This is a genomic window from Deferrivibrio essentukiensis (assembly GCF_020480685.1).
In the GTDB taxonomy this organism is placed as follows: Bacteria; Chrysiogenota; Deferribacteres; order Deferribacterales; family Deferrivibrionaceae; genus Deferrivibrio; species Deferrivibrio essentukiensis.
This window is the reverse complement of the sequence record NZ_JAJAFU010000003.1, coordinates 106,094-127,762: the sequence shown is the minus strand read 5'-3', so window position 1 is coordinate 127,762 and position 21,669 is coordinate 106,094. Positions and strand designations below refer to the sequence as shown.

The following is a 21,669-nucleotide window of genomic DNA, read 5'->3' as shown; positions in this document are numbered from 1 at the left end:
TTTTAAGACTCAAGCTTTGAAAGTTTATTTGTAATCCATTCCTTCAATGATTCAGCAGTAATTTCCGGAGAAAGAGGATACCTTTTAGTTTCAGGGAAAGTTTCTATTATATTTATTGCTCTTTTATAGGCATTAATTGCTGAAGCCTTTTCTTTAATTTGCTCATAGACTTGCCCTAAGTAAAACCAACCTATTTCACTTTCAGGGTTTATAAAAAGTACTTTTCTTAAATTTTCAAGCGAGACTTCATATTGTTTTTTGTCAAATAGTAGAATTGCATAAATAAGATAAGGTTCATAAATCATACATTCCTTGTTTATAATACTATCGAGCACCTCTTCAGCTTCTTTGAGATTCCCGAGTCTATAGTGGCAATAAGCCAAAAATGTTGCAGCCCTTAAGTTTTTTGGGTTTATCTTTTTTAAAAGATATTCAAATTCTTTTGCGGCTTCAGCATAGACACCGTCTTTAATAAACTGTACCCCTTTTTTAAAAACTTCCGATTCATCTTTTTTAGGTCTGCCTTGGCTTGAGTTTAAGTCATAAGACATTCTTATAGGGATATCGGTAATATTTTGAATATTTTTACTGTCATTTAAAGTAGTTACATAAAAACGGCATCCATTTTTGGCAAATATACTACCGGGCACCATAAGCGTATCCGAATGCCCAAATATGATATATCCGTCTTTATCAAGGAGCTTAGATATTTTCAGGCAAATTTGCTCAATAGTTTCCGGGGCAAAATAAATTAAAAAGTTTCTGCAGAATACTACCTGGTAAGTGGTATTGATATTAAAATCCAAGAAATTTTCTGTTAAGAAATCAACTTTGTTTTTTATTTCATTAATTACAGCGTAATCGTTGTCAATTTTTTTAAAATAATTTTCTAAATACTCTTTTCTTGTGTGTCTTAAATACCAACTTTGATATATGCCGGCTTTTGCCACTTCAATAATTTTACTGCTAATATCTATTCCTGTTATTCTAATCTTTTTAAATAATTCAGGTAGGTTTTTGTGAATATACATAGCTAAAGAATATGGTTCACAGCCGTTAGAGCAGCCAATAGATAAAATGTTAATTTCAGGCTTTTTATTTATAGGGGTCTGAGGTAAGTTTTTAAGACATTCAAACTGCTCAGCATTTCTGAAAAAGAAAGACTCATTTATAGTTATGTCAGAGATAAATTCTCTTAGCTCTGCTGGGTTATTTTTTAGAAGATCCAGTAATTTGAAAGGGTTATTCCCTGTTTTTGATACCCAAAGTTTGTATATTTCTTCAAATTTTGCTTCAAGGCTCCCTTTTATAAGGAGGCCTGAGTAAGCTTTTACAAGGCGCTTTATCTCTTCTAATTTCTCGGCATACATTTTTAAACCTTTAAAAACCCCTTAATTAATTTTTCTCTATCTTTTAAAGTTAAGAAAAAAGCATCAGGACATAACTTAATCTTTACATTAGCACCAAAAGGAAGCTCTATTATCTCTTCGGTTATTGTATCATAAGTTCCAAAATATTGCATGTTTGTTTCTAAGATTTTTTTTGTATCTTCATCCTCATAAAAAGCCAATATCCCTTCAGTGGCACTAAAAAAGACACTATTTTCGGTAATTTTTAACAAACCTAAAGGCAAAGGGTAAAGATATAATATGTTGCTATGTATAAAACTATTAACTGCTGAAATGAGTTCAGCAAAGCTTGGATTTGAAACCGATATAAAGTTATTTATATAAACATTGAGTAGTGTATTGATTTCGTTAGTAGCGGTTGACACAAAGTAATATAAGCTGTCTCTATGTTTTATGGTAAAGTAAGATGTTTTTTCTGCAGAAACAATTATGTTATTATTCTTTGGCATTACATTTTCTATCTTTTTAAAAATATTTTGAAACATTTTTGCAGAGTTAAGCCCTGAAGTGGCTTTATTTTTAATGAATGAGTAGGAGTTGTACCATGAGAAAAACTTAAGAGGGTTAAGCAAAAATCTTAATATTGATTCAACCGAGTCATTGTTAAATATTGCCTTATTAAAGACAAATATTATTTCACCTATCTTTTGCCCAAAAGACTCTATATTGTATTTAATAAACTCTTCACTATTATCAACATCATAACAGGTTTCAGGCATTAGAATAATATAGTTGTCTATATTTTTAGTAATTTCGTAATGTAAAATATTATGAAGGCGAAAGTCTTTTATACTCGTGAATATCAATTGCTGAGTATCAAGAAAAAGTTTTATTACAGTTTTTTCAATGCCCGTAATTAATTTGACTAAATCATAGTATTCATTAAACCATGTGCTCGGCTCGGTTATATTTTCCAAAATTAGATGTGAGTAATCAAGAATAAAAGTTTTAATTTTTTCAGTAATAAAAATTTTTTCAAAAGTATCGTAAAAAGCTTCTTTTTCCACCGGAGATAATTGACACACGTTTTCAGATAAATTTTCTAACAACGATAGGTCTGAATATGGCACAGTATAAATATTATGAAACGTTTTATTGACGAGGAAAGATTTTGAAGTATCGTTGGTAAGCAAATATATATGAAATCTCCTGTCAGGTATCAACTTATCGATTATTGCCGAGAATAGAAAACCGCTGATTTCAAAACCTGTATTCTCAACAATAAGTGCAAGTTTATTAAATTTATGCATTTCCTGCACAAGCTCAAGAGGGGAGTCATAGAATTTTATTTCTTTAAAATAATTTTTAAGCTGCTCTTTGAGAAGAGTTTTTTTCACCAATGCAAGAATCATTGTCCACTCAGAATATTTAAAATTTTTTCTTTTATTTCATGCAGTTCCAAAATGTAATCAGCAAAATCAGCTACCGCTTTAGGCATTGAGCTTGCAATTGCTGATTCTGGTTTCTGACAAATAATGGTAGCTCCAAGCTTGTGAGCAATCAATGCACCCTCTTGGCCGTCATTTCCAAGCCCCGTAAGTTGAAGATGTATCAGCCTATCCTTAAGTCTATAGGCAACATTTGTAACTATTTTGTCAATACAAGGGAAATAAAGCTGATTTGGCTCAGCCTGTAAGAGCTCAATATAGAGCCTGTTTGAATTATTTGTTAGATCCAAATTAAATTTACCTGAGCATAAATATAATTTATCTTCCAAAACAGTTTTTTTTGATAATAATATAACCTCTTTTTGTGAAAACTCTTGAATCCACTCAGAATACCCTTTTTCAAATTCTAAGTCTATGTGTTGAATCAAAAAAATCGGAAGATTTTCTATAGAGGTTAAAAATGGTATTAAATTTCTCAATGTTTTTGGACCACCTGTTGAAACACCTATTGTTAAAGCATAATTTTTTTTAAGGGTGATGTTATTGGGCATTGTAACATACTGAGAGAGGGACTCGCTCACCTTATTTATTTTAAGATTTTTACATATTTTTATCTTTTTTGTCAGGTTATTAACGAAGTTACTATCAAGCTCCATAGGCTTTTTAACTATTTCGACCACTGTACTTTCTAAAAGATTAAAGGATTTTTTTATTTCTGAGTCAGAAAGGGATGTTAGCATTATTATTGGTAGCGGTTTATTGGACATAATCGCTTTTGCTACCATATCTCCACTCATTTTGGGCATCATAAGGTCAAGAATAACAAGGTCAGGGTTTAGGGTATAAACCTTCTTTAACGCTTCAATGCCGTCTTTTGCCTCACCTACAATGTCAAATTCATCTTTAAGATTTGATTTTAAAAAGTTTCTGATATATGCGGAATCATCTACAATAAATATCTTAATTTTATTACTCATAATAATGATTTTACCTTTTTAATGAAATTTTCCCTTGTGAAAAATTTCTTTACAAAATATCCGTTTGCTCCATTTTTTAGTGCAAGTTTTATATCGTTTTCATCCCCTTTTGAGCTGAGTATTATCACCGGGACAACCTTATTGCCACTTCTAACCTCTTTTAAAAGGGATATACCATCCATTTCAGGCATTTCTATATCCGTTATTATTATATCATAATTATTATTTTTAAACAGCTTAAGCGCTTCTACACCATTTTGAGCTGTATCTGCGTCTATATTTTCCCCTTTTAAAAAGTCTGAAATCATTTCTTTTATAAGGTTATTATCATCGGCTACCAAAGCAGTGTGTTTTTTTGATTTTATAGATTTTTGATTTTCAACTGTGCTATTAATTGGGTATAGGTTTGAGCTTGATATGGTGAGGGGGTTAATTATGGCAATAGGCCTAAAAGTATCATCAACTGCAAAGCCTATTATATTTGGCACTGATGTTATTACCCCTGTTAACTGTTTGACGTAGAATAATTTTTCCCCTTCATACTTTTCGAAAGACAACACCGTTTCTTTTCCCATCACTATTACACCAATGGCATCATATTCTGATTCTGTAGCAAAGAAGTTAGAAATACTTATGTGCTCATATTCTTTTTCGTTATAGATTATCCTGTTTGACCTATTGTCTCTAATTAACATATGCTCTTTAATAGAGATAAATCTGTCTATTAGATAAAGAGGAATTGCGACTTTTTCACCTTTTGTAGATAGAATGCCGCAATACATAATATTGAATGAGACGGGCATTTCCAGAATGAATTTTGTCCCTTTGTTTGAAGTGGATACTTTTATAAGGCCGCCTACTGCTTCTACCCTTTCTTTTACAATATCAAGCCCGATACCTCTGCCACTAATATTGTCAATTGTCTCTGCTGTGGAAAAATTAGGTCTGAAAATTAGGTTTATCAACATATTAGCAGAAGCGGTCTTTGCTTCATTTTCAGTTAGTATGTTTTGCTCTATGGCTTTTTTTGTAATAGCTTCAATATTAATACCTTGCCCGTCATCTTCTACCGTAATTTTTATTTTGCTTCCATGACTGCTTGCAGTGACAATTATGCTCCCCTTATCATTTTTCCCTTTTTCCTTTCTTACTTCTGGTGACTCGATTCCATGAGATATAGAGTTTCTGACAAGGTGTATCAGGGCTTCTTCGACAATACTAAAAAATCTTTTATCTACACCTACTTTGTTAAAATTTATATCGATATTTATATCTTTATTGAGCTTTGTTGCGGTGTAATGGGCAATATTTTTTATTTTAGGTGTGAGCTCTTCAAGACTTACAAGTGTAATATTTTCGATATGTTGAAAAAGTTCAGAAACCTTGTCTTTATATTTTTTCTTCTCTTTATTACTAACAGGGCTAAAACTGTATTCAACTATTTGGGTTACTTCTTGGGCAAGCTGTCTTAATTGTGCAACTATATCTGTGTTTATTTTTATTCCTGATGTCTTAATTTCATCTTTTTTGATATTTTCTGCCGGCTTTTCAATGGGTGCTTCATCCTCGTTTTTTGATGAGATTATGTCTTCAAGATTTTTAAGATGTTGGTCAAACTTGTCAGGGAAATTTGAAATAAGGGTTTCTATCTCGTCGATAATCTTAATAGCTTTTATTTTTGTTTCAGGTGTGTAACCTGCCTTATTTATTGCTTGAAAAAAAGTTTCACAAGTGTGTAGTATATCTGTAAATTTTTCAAGCCCCATTATCCCTGCTGAGCCCTTAATCGTGTGAAATACTTTGACAATTTTAAAAACTTCAGCGCTGTCTTTTGATGACTCAAAAGATTTATTTAAAAAGTCACGGGCTTGACGTATATGGTACAAAACTTCATCAACAAATAATTCTCTGAGTTTGTTATTTTCAATCATTACTTCAATTTATCCAAATGGGCTAATGTTTCATTTAAATTTTTAATGACTGCATCTACATCTTTGCTAGCCTGCTGAGATTCATTGGCAGAATTAAGTGCATCTTTCATGGCAATCGCTAAGTCGTTTGATGTAGTCAGTACATCATTGGTGGCATTGTTCAAGTCTTTGATTACATTGTTAATTTCTATAAGATGTTTATTTATGTGGTCAGCTTCATTTTTGATGACTTCAAAATTGCCTTTATTTTCCTGCATATGTTCAAAAGTATCTTTTAATAGCTTTTCAGCTTCTTCCACAATCATTACGGAATTTGAGCCTACATCTGTAATGTCTTCAAGCTCTTTCTCTATCTCTTTGCTAAAACCGTATGTTTTATCAGATAATTCCCTTATCTCTTCAGCTATAATTTTAAATGACATACTGTTGGAATCACCTCTTACAGATTCTATAGAAGCGTTAAGTGCCAAAAGATTTGTCTGCTCAGAGATTTCATAAATTGTTTTTAATATTTTACTAATATTATGAGTTTTTTTGTTTAACTGGAATATTGTATCTGTCAAAGTGTCAGTAATCTTTATAACGCTATTGATTTTGTTAAATGACTTTTCCACTTCGTTAAAACCTATCTGAGACGCCTTATCTACTTTATTTGAGACATCAAGGATATGTGACGTTTTGTTTAAAATACTGTCGGCTGAAGTGCTAAGCTCCTGAATTGCAACGTTTGTTTCGGCAAGGCTTGTGTTTTGCTGCGCAAGCATAGTGCTAAGAGATTCGGCAGACATCCTAAGCTCTTTTGACGAAGATGTAAGGCGCATTACGGATTCTTCTATATTTAATAAAATATTTTCTATCTCTTCTTTCCTTCTCTTCTGATTTTCAAGCTCCCTTTTTTGGAATGTGATATCATTGAAAAGTATGATGGTATTTGTAATCTTGCTGCTCTCATTAGTGATTTTCCCAAATCTTACTATGAAGTACTCATTCTTTTTCGGGTCGTAAAGCTCAAATTTATCCTTCTGTTTCGGTGAATTTAAAAAAGCTGTAATATTGGTTTCTAAGCTTTTTAAAGTTTCAGGGATTATGTCCAAAAAATTTTGGTCGCTTAAATCATCAGGTAGACTTAAAAGAGTATTAAAAGAGGAATTTCTATATAAAAAGTTATAATTTATATCTATTACTGCCACCGGTATTGGTAGTCTATTTAAAAGAGTTTCCATTTGTTGTTGTTGGAGAGATATTTTGTCTATAACAGCTTGAATAGTTGTGGAAATCTTATCGTACTCTTCAATATGCTGTTCCTTAAAATCTGATTTACTGCTATTTTCAAGTATATTATTTAAAGAGTTAGTGATTTCTATAATAGGTTTTGTGGAAAACTTATAATAAAATATTTCAGTGATAAGCCAGCATATAAAAAGGATTAAAAGTCCGATAAAGATAATTACGTATACATTAGTATAGTCGCTTTTTTGTATGCTTTTGATTTCTATATACTGCTTTGTCATTGGAATAAAATGAGCATTTGGATTTTTATTGGTATCTTTAGCAGTGTAAATAATTTCTTCATTGTTAAAATCCACAAATTTGTAGTTTTGGTCATTGTGGATGTTTAGTTCGTTTAATGTATCAAATTTCATAGGGGTTATTTTACCAATCTGGACGATGTATTTATCCCCTTTGTAAGTGTATCCGAAATATCCGTTTAAGAATAAAGAGTCATTTGTGATAGTTTTGTAAATTTTACTGCCGCCGCTTGATGTGACAGCCACAATTTCTGAATTGAGCCCAATTGTGTTTGAAGGTTTTTCAGCGCTTGAATATCTTAATATGAATGAATTTTCTATTTGCTTGTAGAGATTTAGCCTTGTGTTTTCCCCCAAAGATATATTTTTAACGATATCTTCTATCGCTCCGTTATTTTGGTCGGCAATAAGGTGAAGTTTTATAAAGGAGCTTTCCAGGTAATATGATTCGGCATTTATTTTTGATTCTATCAAATCTACCAAATTTTCCTTAATCATATTTGAATATTTGACATCAAGCTTTTTGATGAGATTAGAACTTAAAAGCATAATTGACATTAAAAAAGCGACAAACAGAGCCGAAAGGAGTATAAGCCTTGAGTATACAATTGATTTGAGACTAAAAACTTTCTTTATCATAACTATCTCCGATATAAATATTTTTTTGATAATCTTTGAGTATGTTTTCTAACTTCCCCATATTTAGATTATAAATGATATTATTTTCAATTCTAAAATTGAAATCGCATATGGTTTTTAAGTCCGAATCTACTTTCGTTTTTTGAACGGTATCCAAAATTTCAATAATATTAGGTCTTATGGTGCTGTAAAGCAAGATGCTTAGAGGTTGAGTTAATTTTATTAAATACTCCTTTTCCTCATGGTTTGAGTTAGATATAAATCCATGTAAATCGATAACCGGGTAGATTTCACCCTTAATATTTTCAAAGCCTGATATAAAGTTCGGTGTCATTGCAAAATTGTAAAAATTTTTTGATAATACAAACATTTCTACATATTTTTCATCAACACAAAAAAAAGTATTGTTTTGCTTAAAAAGGATATGCATGCCAAAATTTTACCACAAAAAAAATGAATGACAATATTATTTTATGCAAAAATGATATTTTTTAAAAAATATTGTGATATTTTTATAAAGTGGTATAAATAACCATTATAACTAATTATGGAGGAGTTATGCCAAGATACAGATCTTATACTTCAACTCAAGGGAGAAATATGGCGGGAGCAAGGGCACTTTGGCGTGCGACCGGTACAAAAGAGGAAGATTTTAATAAACCTATAATTGCTATTGTCAATTCTTACACCGAGTTTGTTCCGGGACATGTGCATTTGAAACATAATGGTGATATTGTAGCTGAGGCTATAAAAGAAGCAGGTGGTGTCCCTAAGGAGATGAATACAATTGCAATAGATGACGGGATTGCAATGGGGCATGATGGTATGCTTTACAGTCTCCCTTCAAGGGAGCTTATTGCTGATTCGGTAGAGTATATGCTTAATGCTCACTGCGTAGATGCAATGGTGTGTATTTCAAATTGCGATAAAATTACCCCCGGGATGATGATGGCCGCCATGAGGCTAAATATTCCTGCTGTATTCGTTTCCGGTGGTCCTATGGAGGCAGGCAAAGCTGAACTTCGTGGAAATTTAAAAAAGATGGATTTAGTGGATGCTATGGTAGCTGCTGTAAGTGATGAAGTGACGGATGAAGAGACAGTCATTATGGAACGCTCAGCCTGCCCAACATGTGGCTCATGTTCTGGAATGTTTACTGCAAACTCCATGAATTGCTTGGCTGAGGCTTTGGGGCTTGCTTTTCCTGGAAACGGCACTTTGGTTGCCACACATAAATTAAGAAAAGAGCTTTTTGTAAGTGCTGGCAAGAGAATTGTAGAGCTTACAAAGGCTTATTATGAGAATAATGATGAGTCGGTGTTGCCAAGGTCTATCGCAAATTTTAAAGCCTTTGAAAATGCAATGACCCTTGATATTGCAATGGGTGGGTCAACAAATACTGTGCTTCATCTTCTTGCAATAGCTTATGAAGCAGGTGTTGATTTTACAATGGCTGATATTGACAGGCTTTCCAGAAAAGTTCCCCACTTATGTAAAGTTGCTCCTTCAACTGACAAATACCATATTGAAGATGTTCACAGAGCAGGTGGAATAATGGGGATTTTGGGTGAGCTTGACAGGGCAGGCCTGATACACACAGATGTAAAGACTGTTCATACAGATTCACTAAAAGATGCCATTAAAAAATGGGATATTGTAAATAAAGATGCTGATGCCCTTAAGTTTTATTCTGCAGCACCGGGAAATGTGCCGACCCTTGAGCCATTTTCACAGGATAAATATTGGGAGCTTGACACCGACCGAGAAAAGGGGTGTATAAGGGATAAGAAAAATGCGTACAGTCAGGATGGGGGGCTTGCCGTGCTTTATGGAAATCTGGCTTATGATGGGTGTATAGTTAAAACTGCCGGTGTGGATGAAAGTATTTTGAAATTTACAGGTAAAGCAAGGGTGTTTGAAAGTCAGGAAGATGCGGTAAATGCCATTTTATCTGATAAAATAGTGCCTGGCGATGTGGTGATAATAAGATATGAGGGTCCAAAAGGAGGTCCGGGTATGCAGGAGATGCTTTACCCCACAAGCTATCTTAAATCAAAAGGGCTTGGAAAAGTATGCGCACTTATTACAGATGGAAGGTTTTCAGGCGGCACGTCAGGGCTTTCCATAGGTCATGTTTCTCCTGAAGCGGCAGAAGGCGGGAATATTGCACTTATTAATGACGGGGATACTATAAAGATTGATATACCAAATAGAAAAATTTCAATAGAAATTTCTGACAAAGAGCTGAACAGAAGAAGGGAAGAGGTGGCAAAAAGAGGCTTTAAGCCTTTAAACAGGAAGAGAAATGTTTCCAAAGCCTTAAAGGCTTATTCGATATTTACTACAAGTGCCGCTAAAGGTGCGGTAAGAGATATATCAAAGTATGAATAAAAAAAGCGACCCTGTAAGGGTCGCTTTTTTTATAGTCCTAATACATCAAACATACTATAAAGAGCGGGGCTTTTCCCTTTCAACCATTTTGCAGCAGTTATAGCACCTTTTGCAAATGTATCCCTTGTGTGAGCCTTATGGGTAATTTCTATCCTTTCCCCTTGTCCACAAAACATTACAGTATGTTCTCCAACGATATCGCCGGCTCTAATAGTTTGAATCCCTATCTCTTTATCAGTCCTTTCCCCAATGAGTCCTCTTCTGCAGTAGACTGCATCTTTATCAAGGTCCCTTTTGAGTGTATTAGCAATTACCTCTGCCATTTTCATGGCTGTCCCGCTTGGAGCATCTTTTTTAAGTCTATGATGAGATTCGATTATCTCAATATCATATATGTCACCTATGGCCTTTGAAACCATTTCTAAGATTTTAAATGTAAGATTGACACCAAGACTCATGTTTGGAGCAAATACCACAGGCAGCTGTTTGCCGAGCTCTTTTATCCTTTCGATTTCATCCGGCTCAAAACCTGTACTGCCGATGACAAGCGGTATATTTGCTACCCTGTATTTTTCAAGATTGCTCATTGTTGGTTTTGCACCTGTAAAATCTATTAATACATCACATTTATTTTTTGCGTTTTCTATATCAGATTCAATTTTTATACCTGTTTCCCCTATCCCTGCCAAAGTCCCTGAATCTTGTCCTAAAAATTCGGATTTAGAATATTCATAGGCGGCTGTGATATTGGTATTAGCATCTTCACCGCTAAGGGCTATTATCCTTCTCCCCATTCTTCCGGCTGCACCGATTACGCCTATATTAACCATACATTATCCCTCAATTCTTTAGATTTATTCCAAGGTCTATTAATACTTTTCTAAGTTTGTCCTCATTTGCTTTGGTCATCTTGACAAGAGGTAATCTGATTTCATCCTCTATTAGCCCCATTAAATGCACTGCTTTCTTGATAGGTATAGGATTTGTTTCAAAGAAGATTGCTTTAAAAAGCGGGAATAGTTTTAAATGTGTTTCAAGGGCGGTTTTATAATCTCCTGCTTCAAAAGCGTCGCACATCTTTGCCATAAGTGCAGGCACAATGTTTGTGGCTACTGATATTACACCTTTTGCCCCGATACAGTATAGTGGATAAGATAAAGAGTCTTCCCCGCTTAATAGTGCAAATTCATCGTCGGTATTAAGAATAATTTCTGTGGCCTGATCAAGTGAGCCGCTTGCCTCTTTTACGCCCACGATATTTTTTATCTTTGAAAGCCTAATGACAGTTTCAGGCAACATATTGCAAGCCGTCCTTCCAGGTACATTGTATAAAATTATTGGTATATCAACAGCTTCAGCAACTGCTTTAAAATGCTGGTAAAGACCCTCTTGAGTAGGTTTGTTATAGTAAGGGGTTATTACCAAAGCGCCATCAGCTCCCGCCTTTTTAGCATGTTCTGTTAAAAATATTGTTTCATGAGTGCTGTTTGAGCCGGTCCCTGCAATTACAGGTACCCTTTTTTTGACCTGATCGATTACTATATCGATTACCTGGCAATGCTCTTCATAAGTAAGTGTTGCTGATTCACCTGTTGTCCCACAAGGAACAATTCCGTCAGTTCCATTTTCGATTTGAAACTCCACCAAGCGTCTTAGTGCTTCCTCGTCAACTTTGTTATTTTTCATCGGTGTTACAATTGCTACAATACTTCCCTTAAACATAACATCCTCCATCTATTAGTATTCAAAAGCTTCCCTGTCTAATTCACCTGTATAAATAACTCTTGCTTCACCCTCAAGGTATACTTTTTCATTTTCAAGATAAATTTTTAGCTTCAGTCCACTTCTTGTGATTACAGTTATAGGAGATTTTAACTTATTATTTTTAGAAGCAATTATTGAAACGGCTGCAGCACCTGTGCCACAGGCAAGTGTTTCAGCTTCAACACCCCTTTCATATGTTCTCATTTTTACAGTGTTGTCATTGACTACTTCATAAAAATCCACATTTGTCCCTGCAGGTGCAAAATGATTGTGATAACGCAAAAAAGCACCTGATTTTACAATATCAACACTTTCGATATTATCAGTTTCAATGACAGCGTGTGGGACACCTGTATTTATGTAAGATAACTTATAATCATCCACATTAAAATTTAATTTTTCATCAAAAGGTTGCGTAAGTTGTACCTTAACATTAACCCCTTCTTTTATTTCAGCTTCTATTATCCCAGCAAGGGTTTCAAATTTCATTCGTTTACCTGCTATATTATTAAGGTAGGCAAATCTAGCTGCACATCTTGAGCCGTTACCGCACATTTCTGCTACTGAGCCATCAGAGTTGAAAAATGCCCATTTAAAATCTGCCACTGTTGACTTTTCTATAAAGATTATCCCGTCTGCCCCCACCGAAAGTGATCTTTTGCATACCTTCTCAATAAAGTTCTTATTGTAATCAATCTTTTTATCCCTGTTATCTATAAGGATAAAATCGTTCCCCGAGCCACTCATTTTTGTGAATTTTATCATATTAACCTCTTGAAAAGTTTTTACTTATATTAAGTTCTTCAATGACTTTACTTTTAAGTTTTTGCATATTTTTCTTTACCTTTTCAGATAGTGTCATATTCATTTGAATACTTTCTACCTGAATTCCAAAAAGTACTATCTCTTCGGGTCTGTCACCGATGAGCTCAGCTGCTAAAAGTATATCTTTCAGCCCCATCTGGTGGGGGGAAAGCTTACTTTCAAATATTGGGTCGATATCTTGACCTTCTGCACGGATAACTGTTCCAGGCTCAAATCCCATATCTATTGCATCTACAATTATCAACTTATCTGCCCATGCAATATAGTTTAGGAGGTCAAGCCCTAAAGTTCCACCTTCGACAATTTTTAATTGCTCATCTTCCAGAATTTCATTTTTAAGCTCTTGAGCGATAACGACACCGGCGCTGTCGTCATCCATAAGCAGATTGCCAAGTCCAAGGATTAAAATATTTTTCATACCCGAAAATAACACTAAATAATTTAAAATTCAACATTATTTAAGGTAGTGTATCTGAGCTTTCTGTTAAAAGGGCTAAAATAGGATATTTTTTGTCTTGATTAAATAAGGTATTTATATTAGAATTTTTCTAAATTGGAGGATAGTATGAGAGAAAGATATCTTTTTTTGAAAAAAGAGATAACAAGATTTAGAGATATGTTTGAGCATCTGCCATTATCTTACAGAGAAAAGTTAAAAGAATATGAAGAGGAATATGATTTGTTGAAAGAGAGTATCCTTGAGGAAGATTTAAGATGGGCGGATGAAGAGTTTTCAAGATGGTATGAAAGATATATGGTGTATGAGGTTATGACAACAATAAGGCTATCAGAGGGTTAAAGTCAGTAAAAAACTTCTTTTAAGTACAAACCTTGCGGGGGAGCAGTAGGTCCTGCAAACTCCCTATCTTTTTTTTCCAAAATATATTTTACTTCGCTAAATGGTGCATCTTTTTTGTACAGAAATATTGTTGTACCGACAATATTTCTTACCATGTTATGCAAAAAACCGTTTGCGTTGATTTCAAGGTTTATAATTTCGTTTTCCATGTTTATGTTGATGAAGTTTATTGTGCGAATATTGTTGTCTTTGATACTTTTTTTAGTGCACATACTTGAGAAGTCGTGCTCCCCTACAAAATAATCCAAATAACCTTTTAATTTTTTAATATCAATTTTTCTCCTAAACCACCACACTCTGTTTCTCAATAAAGATGACCTATTTTCCCTTGTGAGTATTTTATAAACGTATGTTTTTGATTTGGCACTTTTTTGAGCATGAAAGTTATGTTCCACATCTTCACAGCTAAGTATTGTAATGTCATTACTTAAAAGACTGTTAAGCCCCAATCTAAGAGAGTCATTGTTGATGTATTTTTCAGCCCTGAAATTAAAAACCTGCCCTAATGCATGAACTCCGGTATCAGTCCTTCCTGAGCCGATTATACATACCCTTTTTTTGAATATTTTTGTGAGCTTTTCCTCTATTTCACCTTGGACGGTCCTTAAATCTTTTTGGATTTGCCATCCGTGAAAATTAGTGCCGTCATATTCTACTATACACTTTTTGTTATAGTATACTGATTCCATAACATCCTGCTATTATCGAAGTGATTAAGAGAATATCTAATTTTCTCATTTTATCAATGGTCAATATATGCTCCCAATTTGTTCTGTAATTTAATGTAATCGATATCTGCTCAGCATAATAAAAAACCCTATTGAAAAGAGGTATTAAAAATGTATGAAGGGAGAATAATAGTCTTAAACCCTTTTTAGGGATTATCCCTCTTAGTTTTTGAGCAGTTATTATTTTATCTGCCTCTTCAAAGATAAGTGGGATGAATCTTATTGCAATTATACATGATGTGGCCATTTCTGTTGGATTTACCCCAAAAACTTTAAACGGCTTAAGAATTATATATACTATCTTAACTATATCAATTGGTTTTGTGGTTATTGTAAAAAGGGAAGATATTATAATCATAAGGGAAAATTTACAAGTGTATAAAAATGCAGCTATATAGTTTAAACCGTTATTATTGTCATAAAAAAGCTGAATAGCGAAAGTAAATATCAAAAGGTATCTGAAAGGTTTTAGCAGTGTAAGTATTTCCATTGGCTTTATTCTTGAAAGTAAGGTTATTGCGACAGCTATTATCGTATAAAATATAAAGCTTAGAAGGTCAAATTTAAGCCCTATAAAAATTAGAAATACAATTGTAGATAAAAATTTTGTAATAGGGTTTAGTCTGTGGATAAAAGAGTTTCTATGAATATATTTTCCGATTACTACTTTGTTCATAACAAATTCTGTTGCATGAATATTCCAACAGGCCCGGTAATCATCATATCACCGAGAGGGGATGCAAATACGATGTTTCCACCTTCATTTACCAAACTCCTTCTTTGGGGGCCGGTAACTAAAATAGGAAGATTTTTGTATGAATAAGGTTTGAATATTTTTGCACCATGCCCTTTGTCATCATATACTTCTTTGTTAGTAATGCTTCCTTCAATGAGCTTATCAATAAAATATTTAAACTTTTCGGGGGTTAACATTTTTGTATGATGTTCAAAAAAACCTAAAACCTTATAATCTTTGTCTACTAAACAGGCAAATGTATGCCCGTTTCCAATATCAACTGTCACTGCAGGCCATTTTTCATTATTGTAAACGGCGCCGAGTGCTGCGATAATTGCCGTATCTGTGATGCTAAAATTTTCTATCCCTTTCTTAACCAGCTCATTGTAAATACTATTAAACCTTGAAAAAGTATTTGGTATTTCGTGATTTGAAGGGAAAAATGCGTTTTTAAGACCGTCTTTCAAGAAATCTTCCAAGAAGTTCATTCTTGTGACTCTGTCAGACTGCCCCTGAATATATCCATGGTCCTGTACGGCAACATGATACTCTAAATCATAATTGTCGTATATTTTCAAAAGAGTATCTATAAGGTTAAAATCTATTTCTGATAAAAATATATCCGGATTTTCAACAGCTTCAACCAAATTAAAGCCCAAGTCAGCTACTTCGCTTAGGTCATCCCTAATGGTTTTTGCCGCCTTTTTTTCTACAAACACGGAAAACCCTTTTTTAAGATGATTTTTGAGTGCAGAGACTATCGGGCCTCCTCCAATCAAACTGCCACCAATAAAAATATCTCTGCTATAATTTTCTATTTTATCAGCGAATATTTTGGTAGGGGATGGATAGACTAATTTGATAAAATTTTCTGGCCGCTGGCCATCACAGTATATTAGAATATCCTGTGTGCCAGCACCAATGTCTATTGCAACTGAAAACTTACGCTTCTTTGTTATTGTCGGCTTCCTTTTTCTCTGCAGTTTTTTTGTCAGATTCAGGAGTGATGTCTATAGCATCTTCGGTTTCTTTAGCCGCTTTTTTAAAGTTTTTAATGGCTTTCCCCATCCCTTCTCCAATCTGAGGGAGTTTCCCTGCACCAAAAATAACAAGTGCTATTACTAATATTATTAAAATTTCTTGTGTTCCAAGTCCAAACATATCAACCTCCAAATTTGGGTTTCACATTATTATATCTTTTTCTTTTTCAAATCAATAGGTTTCTTATATGTTTTTAATATCTTTCCCTTTTCACACTGAAAATAAGAGAAATTAAAGCAAAAATACCAAGCCAGAGGTATCCGTATTTTGAAAAAAGGCTTCTCTTATTGCTATCAATGTTGACATTAGCTTCTATTATGTCTTGTTTATTGTTGCCAATTTTATTTATTATTTCACCTTTTTCGTTGATATATGCTGATATGCCCGATTGGGTTACTCTTATCACCGGTCTCATAAACTCTTTAGCCCTCACGATATCAATGGCAAGATGTTGAACTCTGCCTAAAGTATCACCAAACCAACTGTCATTTGAAAGTATTACAAGCATGTCAGGTGATTTATCTTTAAAAGCATTAAATATTATATCGTAAAAAGCACTTTCATAGCATATTAGAGGGAGTATATTGATATTGTTTGAGTTAAATACCTTGTGCACTTTTCCCCTTGAAAAATCTTTTGCATCCCCAAAAAAGTATCTGCTGATAGGGGCTGTGATTATTTTAAGCGGGAAATACTCGCCGAATGGGACAAGGTGCATTTTGTCATAATATTGGTAGCTACCTTTTGAGAAAAAGAAAGCACTATTGTAGTAATTTAATTTTTGGTCATAGCGGATATTTCCGAGCAGCAAATCTTTTTTTAGTGAAGATTCTGTTATATAGCTAAAAGTTAAATTGTCAGCTTGAATAAAAAAAGGGAAAACAGATTCCGGTAAAAGGATTAAATCTGATTTTGATTTTGATGCAATCTCTATCATTGAAATTACCAAATTTTTTATTTCTTCCCTTTTTTCAGGTAGCCACTTCTCTTCCTGTTTATAGGCAGGCTGTATTATAGATATATTTAATGATTTGTTGTATTTTATTTCTGGCTTAATTACATTTGATGTAATCAGCAATAAGATAACGATACCGGTCGGGATAAGTTGCTTGGTATTTTTTTGTGAAAGCACTTTGTAAAGGGATAGATTGACAAGAATAATTATTAAAGATACGCCGTATTCGCCAAATATTGAGTAGAAATTTGTAAAGATTTGAGAATTATATGGTATTAGCCCGAGGTTAAGCCAGGGGAATCCGGTAAAAATTTTTGACCTTAAGATTTCGATTACTACAAACACTAAAGCTGAAATAACAATTTTATCTGTTTTTAAATTCAGATAAAAAAAGAGCAAAAGATATATAGACATGTATAGGGATAATCCAAATACCGCAAGAACCCCTATGATTAGCGGCGCCCCTCCAAAGTGGCTAACGGAGGAATTAATCCAAAACAGATTGAAAAAATAATATGTGGTTGAAAAAATCAGTGTCTTAGTAAAAAAATATTTTTTGTCTTTAAGAGAAAATAATACAGGAATAAAACTGATAAAGCTTAGCCACCACAAATCTAACCCCGGTGATGAGAGTGTGAGCAGTATAGCACTTAGAAGGGGTAAAAATATTAATTTCATTATTCTCCCTAAATATAATTGAATATTATTTTGCCCTGTTTCTATATTCCAAAATAATTAGCGGGGCAACAAAAATCATTAATTGAATTTTAAAATAAATCAAGGTAATATTATCTATGAAGCTTTAATATTAATATGTGTCTATAATTAATGAAGTGTAAAATTATATACAATGCACAAGGGGGCAAGTTGATGAGCTTTACTTCAAAATTATTGGAAGATAAAAAAATTTTTGTTGTTGAAACACCGGAGAGGATTGATGCTGCAAACTCTCCTGAGTTGAAAGATATGATTTCAGATACTGTTTCCAAGGGGATTTTTAAGATAGTAATTGACATGAGTAAGACAAACTTTATCGATTCAAGCGGTTTGGGTGCGCTTGTGTCTAAAATATCTATTTGTAAAAATAACAATGGGGATGTCAGGCTTGTGGTTTTGAGTGACAGAGTACTGGAAATACTTGAAATTACCCATTTAAATAAGATTTTAAAGTTATATAAAACGGTAGATGAGGCGATAGCAAGCTTTACGGAGGGTTGATATTATTAGACCTGTTTACTTGAATGAGCCTGATTATTCTAAAGAACTTTTCTTAATCCCGCCAAAATATAAGGGGAAAATATTAAACAGACTTTTTTTGCTGTATGGTAGTGATACAGGTAAAAAGATTTATGGTGAAATAGAGAGGCTTGTAAAGGTACATCATGCTTACATAAAAAAAGGATTTGATTTTATTCCCGAGAACAGAGAAAAGTTTACTTCCCGTGATACTGTTCTCATAACATATGGAGATATGATTGTAGGGGGGAATAAAAAGCCCCTAAAACATATAGCTGATTTTTGCAAAAAATATCTTAAAAATGTGTTTAATTCAGTTCATATCTTACCCTTTTACCCTTACAGCTCTGATAGAGGATTTTCTGTTAAGAATTTTACCGAAGTTGACCACAGAATCGGCACTTGGGAAGATATACATAATTTGAGCAAAGAGTTCTCACTCATGTTTGATGGTGTTTTTAACCATATTTCATCAAAAAGTGCATGGTTTCAGTCATTTTTAAACGGTGACCCCGAATTTAGAGACTTTTTTATCACGATTTCAACCTCAAAGATGATATCTGAAGAGCATCTGAAGCTTATTGTGAGGCCAAGGACAACTCCTTTATTTACTGAATTTCTTACCATTGACGGGCCAAAACTTGTTTGGACAACTTTTAGCAGTGACCAAATCGATTTAAACTTTAGGAATCCTAAGGTACTTACGAAAATGATTCAAATATTACTTTTTTATGTCAGGATGGGGGCAAGTCTTATAAGGCTTGACGCTGTTACTTATCTTTGGGAGGAGTTGGGGACAGAGTGTGCTCACCTGAAGGAAACTCATGCAATAATTAAACTTTTTAGGGATATATTGGATATAACGGCGCCATATGTAAAACTTGTAACAGAGACCAATGTGCCTCATGAGAAAAACATACAATATTTTGGAAATGGGTATGATGAAGCTCAGATGGTATATAATTTTGCTCTTCCGCCGCTTGTTTTGCATGCGTTTTTGAGGGAAGACACTACTGTTTTATCAAAATGGGCTTCTACAATAGACAGTCTTAACGATTATGCAACTTTTTTTAATTTTCTTGATTCTCATGATGGAATAGGGGTTTTGCCTGTAAGCGGTATCTTGGATGAAAGAGAAATAAACTACATGGTGTTGAAAACTATTGAAAATGGTGGATATATCTCCTACAGGACAGACCAAAATGGTGAAGAGGTCCCATATGAGCTAAATATCACCTGGTACAGTGCATTAAATGGTGATTCCACAGTGGAAGATAAGGGGATAAAAAAATTTATTGCCTCTCGTGCTATTGCACTCAGCTTAGTGGGGGTGCCTGGTGTCTATATTCATGGGCTTCTCGGCACAAAAAATGACGGGGAAGCAGTGTTAAAAGAGAAACAAACAAGGAGTATTAATAGAAAAGTTTTTAAATATAAAGAGATAAAAGAGATTTTAGATGATAAAGATGCCATTCAATCAAAAATCCTGAATTTGTTGACAAAGCTAATTGCTATTAGAAGTAGTGAGAAAGCTTTTAGTCCAAATTTTAAACAAAAAATTTTTGAGATAGACAACAGACTGTTTTGTGTTTTCAGATATCTGAATGATGAAGATGAATGTATTTTGAGTATAACAAATGTGTCTGACGATATAATTAAAATTGATTTATCAAAATTTAAAAAATATTTTTGTTCTGATAAAAATATTGATATCGTATCGGGCAGGGAAATTTTGTTGAATCAAAATTTTTTGATTGAAGGTTATCAGGTTATTTGGATTAAAGGTTCTTTGAAAGGAAATATTCAGGATTTTGAAAAAATTTAATTAAACTGTTTGATTTTATTGCATGTTTATAAAATTGTGTTAAAATTAAAATGTGCATAGTTTATTTTAATGGAGGAAGTAATGAATCCAAATGTTGTGCCCCGAAAGTTAATTGGTCTTAATGAGCTCAAGGTAAATGATATAAAACTTAGAAGGCTTTTTATATTGATTGATGGGAAAAAGGACTTGAATGAGCTGGCAGATTCGTGTCATATGGATTTGCAGGAATGTGTTGAAAAGATAAATGAACTAAAAAAGCTCTCTGCCGTTGATGTTGATGAAGATGAACTATCAGGTTCAAGTGGTGGGGATGTACTGGATGAATATGGTCTTGAATGTTCAGATTTTAATGATTGCCTTATTAAGTCCTTATCTTTATTTATAGGGCCTGTTGCATCACTGATAGTTGAGAAGAATGTTCAAAAGAAAGAGAAGATGAATGTTTATCAGATGCACACTATTATAGAAAACCTTTCCAAAGAGATAGATAAGATTGAGGACAGAAAAAAGTTTATTGATTTGATGAAAGGGAAGATAACTGAAAAATTGAAGGATTAGATTTTATTATAACCGGAGGTTGTTATGTTTAAAAGTATTCAATCCAAGATTAACTTTGCAATTTTTATTGTATTACTGATTATTTTTGGTGCTTTTTATTTTATTATGGATCAGCAGAAAAAAACAGAAATTATGGATCAAAAGCTGAAACAAGCACAGGTTATTTATCAACAGCTAGATTATTTGAAAACATGGATTGGTAAGAATGGCGGTATATGGATTAAAGATATAAAAGATGACAGGTATATTGTAAAAGAAGGAAGATATGCGAGGAAAAATACATCTATTGTGCTGGCAGAGCTTTCCGATGCAAGTTTGGGTAATAAAGATTACAAATTTAGGGTTGTGAGTCCAAAGCCACTTAATCCTAAAAATTTATCTGATGCTTTTGAAAACCAGGCATTGATGAAATTTAGAGCAATGAGTCCTGATGCTGAGATATATAAGTTTGATTTTGATAAAAAAATACTACGTTATGTTAAACCGATGGTTACTTCACAATTTTGCCTTAAATGTCATCCTAATTATGAGCTTGGCAGCATTGAGGGTGGAATAAGTATTACAATACCGATAGAGGATATCATTCAGGAAATTAAGCAAAACCGTATTTATTATGCTTCATTTTTTGGGATTACCATGGCAGTCTTGCTTGTAATTATGGTTTATTTGATGAATGTAATTGTCGTTAAGCCTATAAAAAAACTGACTGATCAGGCAGATAAGATTAGTACGGGCGAGATAAATGTATCTGCCGAAATCCATCGGGAAGATGAAATTGGAGAGCTTTCAAAAGCAATCGAAAGATTAAGAATCAGTTTCAAAAAGATGATGAACTTAAAATAAATTGAAAGGGAAGCTTGGGCTTCCCTTTTTTTCAA

The 21,669-nt window shown here is 33.5% G+C and carries 21 protein-coding genes; 6 read left to right on the top strand and 15 right to left on the bottom strand.

Annotated elements, in window-relative coordinates; all coding sequences use genetic code 11:
* Positions 1-2: 2 nt before the first annotated feature.
* Genes LF845_RS02805 through LF845_RS02780 form a run of 6 tightly spaced genes read right to left on the bottom strand, consistent with a single transcriptional unit; the run spans position 3 to position 8,303 of the window.
* Entirely contained in the window at positions 3-1,370 is a 1,368-nt protein-coding gene (locus tag LF845_RS02805; RefSeq protein WP_242819476.1) for a CheR family methyltransferase, read from the bottom strand.
* A gap of 2 nt (positions 1,371-1,372) precedes the next feature.
* Complete coding sequence (locus LF845_RS02800) at positions 1,373-2,761, bottom strand: hypothetical protein (RefSeq protein ID WP_242819475.1); 1,389 nt, start codon at positions 2,759-2,761, stop codon at positions 1,373-1,375.
* On the bottom strand, positions 2,758-3,774 hold the full coding sequence (locus LF845_RS02795; protein ID WP_242819474.1) for a chemotaxis protein CheB: 1,017 nt from the start codon (positions 3,772-3,774) through the stop codon (positions 2,758-2,760). Before LF845_RS02795 ends, LF845_RS02800 begins: the two co-directional genes overlap by 4 nt.
* Positions 3,771-5,705, bottom strand: coding sequence for a response regulator (locus tag LF845_RS02790; RefSeq protein ID WP_242819473.1), 1,935 nt, complete (start codon positions 5,703-5,705; stop codon positions 3,771-3,773). The genes LF845_RS02795 and LF845_RS02790 overlap by 4 nt, the downstream gene beginning before the upstream one ends.
* Positions 5,705-7,873, bottom strand: coding sequence for a methyl-accepting chemotaxis protein (locus LF845_RS02785; protein WP_242819472.1), 2,169 nt, complete (start codon positions 7,871-7,873; stop codon positions 5,705-5,707). The genes LF845_RS02790 and LF845_RS02785 overlap by 1 nt, the downstream gene beginning before the upstream one ends.
* On the bottom strand, positions 7,854-8,303 hold the full coding sequence (locus tag LF845_RS02780; protein WP_242819471.1) for a CheW domain-containing protein: 450 nt from the start codon (positions 8,301-8,303) through the stop codon (positions 7,854-7,856). The genes LF845_RS02785 and LF845_RS02780 overlap by 20 nt, the downstream gene beginning before the upstream one ends.
* Positions 8,304-8,431: 128 nt before the next feature.
* Between LF845_RS02780 and ilvD the strand changes: the two genes are divergently transcribed.
* Complete coding sequence (gene ilvD, locus LF845_RS02775; RefSeq protein WP_242819470.1) at positions 8,432-10,264, top strand: dihydroxy-acid dehydratase; 1,833 nt, start codon at positions 8,432-8,434, stop codon at positions 10,262-10,264.
* Between the two features lie 29 nt (positions 10,265-10,293).
* Here ilvD and dapB read toward each other — a convergent pair whose 3' ends face one another.
* From dapB to LF845_RS02755, 4 genes are read right to left on the bottom strand one after another with little or no spacing between them, the layout of a single operon-like run.
* Positions 10,294-11,094 carry a 4-hydroxy-tetrahydrodipicolinate reductase gene (gene dapB / locus LF845_RS02770; RefSeq protein WP_242819469.1) on the bottom strand — a complete coding sequence of 267 codons (801 nt, stop codon included), beginning with the start codon at positions 11,092-11,094 and terminating at the stop codon, positions 10,294-10,296.
* Between the two features lie 10 nt (positions 11,095-11,104).
* The gene (gene dapA, locus LF845_RS02765; RefSeq protein WP_242819468.1) at positions 11,105-11,986 is read right to left on the bottom strand and encodes a 4-hydroxy-tetrahydrodipicolinate synthase; all 882 of its coding nucleotides are present in this window, start codon (positions 11,984-11,986) and stop codon (positions 11,105-11,107) included.
* Between the two features lie 15 nt (positions 11,987-12,001).
* The gene (gene dapF, locus LF845_RS02760; RefSeq protein WP_242819467.1) at positions 12,002-12,793 is read right to left on the bottom strand and encodes a diaminopimelate epimerase; all 792 of its coding nucleotides are present in this window, start codon (positions 12,791-12,793) and stop codon (positions 12,002-12,004) included.
* A 1-nt stretch (position 12,794) separates the two neighbouring features.
* Positions 12,795-13,271, bottom strand: coding sequence for a hydrogenase maturation protease (locus LF845_RS02755; RefSeq protein ID WP_242819466.1), 477 nt, complete (start codon positions 13,269-13,271; stop codon positions 12,795-12,797).
* A 147-nt stretch (positions 13,272-13,418) separates the two neighbouring features.
* Between LF845_RS02755 and LF845_RS02750 the strand changes: the two genes are divergently transcribed.
* Positions 13,419-13,652 carry a hypothetical protein gene (locus LF845_RS02750; protein WP_242819465.1) on the top strand — a complete coding sequence of 78 codons (234 nt, stop codon included), beginning with the start codon at positions 13,419-13,421 and terminating at the stop codon, positions 13,650-13,652.
* Positions 13,653-13,654: 2 nt separating this feature from the next.
* Here the strand turns inward: LF845_RS02750 and truA are convergent, their stop codons facing one another.
* The 5 genes from truA to lnt all read right to left on the bottom strand — a co-directional run bounded on the left by truA (position 13,655) and on the right by lnt (position 17,850).
* The gene (gene truA / locus LF845_RS02745) at positions 13,655-14,401 is read right to left on the bottom strand and encodes a tRNA pseudouridine(38-40) synthase TruA (protein ID WP_242819464.1); all 747 of its coding nucleotides are present in this window, start codon (positions 14,399-14,401) and stop codon (positions 13,655-13,657) included.
* Entirely contained in the window at positions 14,382-15,116 is a 735-nt protein-coding gene (locus LF845_RS02740; RefSeq protein ID WP_242819463.1) for an energy-coupling factor transporter transmembrane component T family protein, read from the bottom strand. Before LF845_RS02740 ends, truA begins: the two co-directional genes overlap by 20 nt.
* Entirely contained in the window at positions 15,113-15,955 is an 843-nt protein-coding gene (locus LF845_RS02735) for a DUF1786 family protein (protein ID WP_242819462.1), read from the bottom strand. The genes LF845_RS02740 and LF845_RS02735 overlap by 4 nt, the downstream gene beginning before the upstream one ends.
* Positions 15,956-16,118: 163 nt before the next feature.
* Positions 16,119-16,337 carry a twin-arginine translocase TatA/TatE family subunit gene (locus tag LF845_RS02730; RefSeq protein WP_242819461.1) on the bottom strand — a complete coding sequence of 73 codons (219 nt, stop codon included), beginning with the start codon at positions 16,335-16,337 and terminating at the stop codon, positions 16,119-16,121.
* A gap of 73 nt (positions 16,338-16,410) precedes the next feature.
* Positions 16,411-17,850, bottom strand: a complete 1,440-nt coding sequence (gene lnt / locus LF845_RS02725; RefSeq protein ID WP_242819460.1) for an apolipoprotein N-acyltransferase — start codon at positions 17,848-17,850, stop codon at positions 16,411-16,413.
* A gap of 192 nt (positions 17,851-18,042) precedes the next feature.
* Here lnt and LF845_RS02720 point away from each other — a divergent pair, with 192 nt between their 5' ends.
* The 4 genes from LF845_RS02720 (at position 18,043) to LF845_RS02705 (ending at position 21,634) form a co-directional block, all read left to right on the top strand.
* Positions 18,043-18,390, top strand: coding sequence for an STAS domain-containing protein (locus tag LF845_RS02720; RefSeq protein WP_242819459.1), 348 nt, complete (start codon positions 18,043-18,045; stop codon positions 18,388-18,390).
* Between the two features lie 19 nt (positions 18,391-18,409).
* Positions 18,410-20,233: a sugar phosphorylase gene (locus LF845_RS02715; RefSeq protein ID WP_242819458.1), complete on the top strand. Its 1,824-nt coding sequence runs from the start codon at positions 18,410-18,412 to the stop codon at positions 20,231-20,233.
* 81 nt (positions 20,234-20,314) lie between these two features.
* A complete protein-coding gene (locus LF845_RS02710) occupies positions 20,315-20,791 on the top strand; it encodes a DUF8082 domain-containing protein (RefSeq protein ID WP_242819457.1) in 477 nt (158 codons plus the stop codon).
* Positions 20,792-20,815: 24 nt separating this feature from the next.
* Complete coding sequence (locus LF845_RS02705; RefSeq protein ID WP_242819456.1) at positions 20,816-21,634, top strand: c-type heme family protein; 819 nt, start codon at positions 20,816-20,818, stop codon at positions 21,632-21,634.
* Positions 21,635-21,669 lie beyond the last annotated feature (35 nt).